This window comes from Parasphingorhabdus sp. (assembly GCF_036963705.1).
GTDB lineage: Bacteria > Pseudomonadota > Alphaproteobacteria > Sphingomonadales > Sphingomonadaceae > Parasphingorhabdus.
Genome location: NZ_JBALUT010000122.1, coordinates 1 through 3,970 on the forward strand (window position 1 = coordinate 1; position 3,970 = coordinate 3,970).

Annotated in this window: 5 protein-coding genes and 1 tRNA gene; 2 read left to right on the top strand and 4 right to left on the bottom strand. The window is 55.8% G+C overall.

The features are described from left to right. The 4 genes from V7680_RS15025 to aroA form a co-directional block, all read right to left on the bottom strand. A partial coding sequence (locus tag V7680_RS15025; protein ID WP_335654070.1) for a S1 RNA-binding domain-containing protein occupies positions 1-869 on the bottom strand: 869 nt, incomplete at its 3' end. A 208-nt stretch (positions 870-1,077) separates the two neighbouring features. Further along, complete coding sequence (cmk, locus tag V7680_RS15030) at positions 1,078-1,722, bottom strand: (d)CMP kinase (protein WP_335654071.1); 645 nt, start codon at positions 1,720-1,722, stop codon at positions 1,078-1,080. Beyond that, positions 1,719-1,979: a CBU_0592 family membrane protein gene (locus tag V7680_RS15035; protein WP_335654072.1), complete on the bottom strand. Its 261-nt coding sequence runs from the start codon at positions 1,977-1,979 to the stop codon at positions 1,719-1,721. The genes cmk and V7680_RS15035 overlap by 4 nt, the downstream gene beginning before the upstream one ends. Beyond that, positions 1,979-3,325 (bottom strand): 3-phosphoshikimate 1-carboxyvinyltransferase, encoded by a 1,347-nt coding sequence (aroA, locus tag V7680_RS15040; RefSeq protein ID WP_335654073.1) that lies wholly within the window; start codon positions 3,323-3,325, stop codon positions 1,979-1,981. Before aroA ends, V7680_RS15035 begins: the two co-directional genes overlap by 1 nt. A 185-nt stretch (positions 3,326-3,510) precedes the next feature. Here aroA and V7680_RS15045 point away from each other — a divergent pair, with 185 nt between their 5' ends. Both V7680_RS15045 and V7680_RS15050 read left to right on the top strand, forming a co-directional pair. Beyond that, positions 3,511-3,837, top strand: coding sequence for a TIGR02300 family protein (locus V7680_RS15045; RefSeq protein ID WP_335654074.1), 327 nt, complete (start codon positions 3,511-3,513; stop codon positions 3,835-3,837). Between the two features lie 50 nt (positions 3,838-3,887). Then, a tRNA-Ala gene (locus V7680_RS15050) sits at positions 3,888-3,963 on the top strand. The last annotated feature ends 7 nt before the right edge of the window (positions 3,964-3,970 follow it).

Genomic DNA, 3,970 nt, shown 5'->3' on the forward strand with positions numbered 1-3,970 from the left:
CCGTTGAGCTTCGTGCCAACCGCATATTTCTCGGTTGCGCTATCCCAAGGGTCGCTTTCGAGCTGTTTCATGCCAAGCGAGATACGCTGGGTGTCTTTGTTGATCTTGATGATCTGGACTTTCAGCGTGTCGCCGATGTTGATCATCTCGTTCGGGTGGTTGACCCGTTTGTAGCTGAGATCGGTAACATGGAGCAGGCCGTCAATGCCGCCGAGGTCAACGAACGCACCATAGTCGGTGATGTTCTTGACGACGCCTTCGGTGACCTGACCTTCAGCCAAGGACTCGATGAGACCCGAACGCTGTTCAGCGCGGGTTTCTTCGAGAATGGCGCGACGCGAAACAACGATATTGCCGCGCTTGCGATCCATCTTGAGAATCTGGAAAGGCTGGGTGATGTCCATCAACGGAGTCACGTCGCGCACGGGGCGGACGTCGACCTGGCTGCCGGGCAGGAAGGCTACAGCGCCGTCAAGATCGACAGTGAAGCCGCCTTTGACGCGGCCGAAGATAACGCCTTCAACGCGATTGCCTTCGTCATATTCTTTTTCAAGCTTGTCCCAGCTTGCTTCGCGGCGGGCGCGATCGCGGGACAGCATAGCTTCGCCATTCACATTTTCGATGCGGTCGACATAGACTTCGACTTCGTCACCGATGGAAATATTGGCTTTCTGACCGGGAGCGGCGAATTCGCGCAGCGCAACACGGCCTTCAGATTTCAATCCTACATCGATGACAGCCATGTCGTTTTCGATGCCGGTTACGGTGCCTTTGACGACGCGGCCTTCAAAGCCTTGGTCTTCGCCACCGAGTGATTCGTTTAACATTGCCGCGAAATCATCGCGGGTTGGAAATGCCGTTGAGGCCATATGGTTTATTCCTTGATAGTCAATTTTTCTGGCCAGGCGGTTGGTTCCGCCGGTCTTGGACCAAAATTGCCACGACCACCTCATGTGACCGCCGCATCCATTAGAAAACTGCCAAAATTTGGTGGATGCGAGGCCAGGCACAAATGCCAAAAGCTGCGCTAAAGCCGGGAAGGTAACTAACCATCCCGTCTTGCACATCATTTGTCTGCTATGCCGGACCTTTGTCGTTCCGGCCGCTTGTCTTCGCATTCACCAAGGCAATCGCCTGCTGAATGGCGGCGTCTATAGTCAAATTGGTGGTATCTAGCAAGTCTGCATCTTCGGCGGGCTTGAGCGGTGCAGCGGCGCGATTCTGATCGCGTTCGTCGCGCTGCAAAATGTCCGCCAATATGTCATCAAAATTGACTTGTTCACCGCGCCGTTTCATTTCCTCGAAGCGTCTTACAGCCCTTGCTTCGGAGGACGCGGTTACGAACAGCTTTACATCGGCATCCGGCGCTATGACCGTGCCGATGTCCCGGCCGTCCAGTACAGCGCCAGCGGACTGGTAGGCAAAGTCCTTCTGATGCTTGTCCAGTGCCTGTCTCACCTCTGGATGAACCGAGACCCGGCTGGCCAGGCCACCAACCACTTCGCTGCGCAGGGCCGGATTGTCGAGCAAAGCGCTGTCGAACGTGCAAGCGGCGAGAGCATCAGCGGCATTGTCGGCATTGCCTCGCTGTTCCCTGAGGGTCCAGCCTACCGCGCGATAGAGCAGGCCGGTATCGAGGAAGGGCAGGGCGAAATGCTTCGCCAGCTCCTTGGAGATCGTGCCTTTGCCGGAGGCGGTTGGGCCATCCACTGCGATAATCATGATTGCTGCCTCGCATGGTCGCGATAGGCTTTCCACAAGCCGCCAACGGCGATTGCGATCCACACTATTTCGAGCAGAAACGAGGCCAGATTGAAGTGGACCATGAGCGAAACGGTCAACAATAGTGCGCCGACCAGGTTCGTGCCATTATAGACGAATGCGTTCACCGTATCGGCATAGACATTATAGGCGTAGGCAAAAACGATCATGGCGCTGCCCAGTACCCCGATCACATCGGCTGAAAATCCGTCGAGCATCAGGATGCCAGCGTTGTGATAAGATTTCCAAACCCGGGAAAGCTGGTTTGGGTCGGCGTAATGTCATCAATAACGAGTCCGGATTTTGTTACGAGGCCAGCGATCGCAAAGCTCATCGCGATGCGATGGTCGAGTGCGGTCTCGATCACCGGCTTGCTTTTTCCACCGGATAGCAGACTGCCGCCGCTGCCCTCGATCATCAAGCCGTCTTCCTTCTCGGTCAGCTTTACCCCGAGGAGGCCGAGGCCTTTCGCCATTTGTGACAGACGGTCGGATTCCTTGACCCGCAATTCGTGGAGGCCGCGGGTAGTGGTTTTGCCGCTCGCCATGGCGGCCGCGATGAAAAGTATCGGAAATTCGTCAATCATGCTGGGGGCGATTTTGGCGGGCACGTCAATGCCGGTTAGCTGGCTGTGCTTGACGTGGATGTCCGCGACTGGCTCTCCGCCAACCGTGCGCTCTTTCTTGAAGCGGATATCGCCGCCCATGTCGCGCAACACATCGAACAGACCGGTACGGGTGGGATTGATGCCGACATTTTCGATGACGATATCCGATCCCGGCACGATCAAAGCCGCGACCACCAGAAACGCGGCGGAAGAGGGGTCGCCCGGTACTTTGATCTTTTGTGGCTTGAGTTCCGCTTCGCCGGTCAGGGATATGATCCGGCAATCATCGGCGTCGGTTTCGACGCTGATTTCCGCGCCAAATCCCTTGAGCATGGTTTCGCTATGATCACGTGTCAGTACCGGTTCAATGATTCGGGTAGTGCCGGGGGTGTTAAGGCCGGCCAGCAATATCGCCGACTTGACCTGAGCAGAAGCCACCGGCAGGCGATATTCAAGCGGAACCGCGGGACAAAGGCCTCTCACGGTCAGCGGCATGCAGGCTTTGTGATCCGACGTCTCGCGGGCCTGGATCTCCGCGCCCATCTGGGAAAGCGGATCGATGACCCTGCCCATCGGACGTTTCGACAGGCTCGCATCGCCGATGAAGGTGGTGCTGATTCCGTGGGATGCGACCAGACCCATCAGCAATCGCGCCGACGTCCCGCTATTGCCCATGTCGAGCGCAGTTTCCGGCTGCATCAGGCCGCCGACACCAACGCCATGGACGGTCCAGACATCGTCCTTTTTCTCGATTCTTGCCCCCATTGCACGCAGGGCATCGGCAGTCGCCAGGACATCTTCGCCTTCGAGTAGTCCCGTGATCCGGCTTTTACCGATAGCCAGAGTCGATAATATCAACGCCCGGTGCGAAATCGATTTGTCTCCGGGAACAGAAATTTTACCGGAAAGCGGGCCAGACGGTTTGAACGTGGCTGGCAATGGAGATGGACTGGTCATGACAGAGCTTTATTTGCGGAACGCACAAATGATTCGTGCAGGAAAATCAAACGGCTTTTGACAGCGCAGCAAAGCTATGGCAAGGCGCGCCGGATTTCGCGGCTGATTTAGATAAAACTTGAATCGCCGCTCTAGAGACTTAAACCAATCAACGACTTGATTTAGACAGGATTTGGACACCAGCCATGGTTAAACCGGAATGGGGCACAAAACGCACATGCCCGAAATGTGGAACGCGCTTTTACGATCTGGGCAAAGAAGACCCGGCAACTTGCGTTGAATGCGGGGAAAGCTTTGTTCCTGAAGCCGTCCTGAAATCCAAGCAACCCACGCCTTTCGAAGCTGCTCCTAAAAAGGATGCGAAGAAGGACGAGGATTCGGTTGATGATGACGATTTGGACGTCAACATCGACGATGACGAGCCATCTCCGGACAATGAAGTTGATCTCGGCGGTGACGATGATCTGGGTGTCAGCAAAGGCAAAGGCGACGACGAGCCAGACGATACCTAATTTTTGATTTGCTTTTTGAAGAGCGTCTGGATTAAAGGCGCTCTTCAAATGGGGCCTTAGCTCAGCTGGGAGAGCGCTTCGCTGGCAGCGAAGAGGTCAGCGGTTCGATCCCGCTAGGCTCCACCAATTTTTC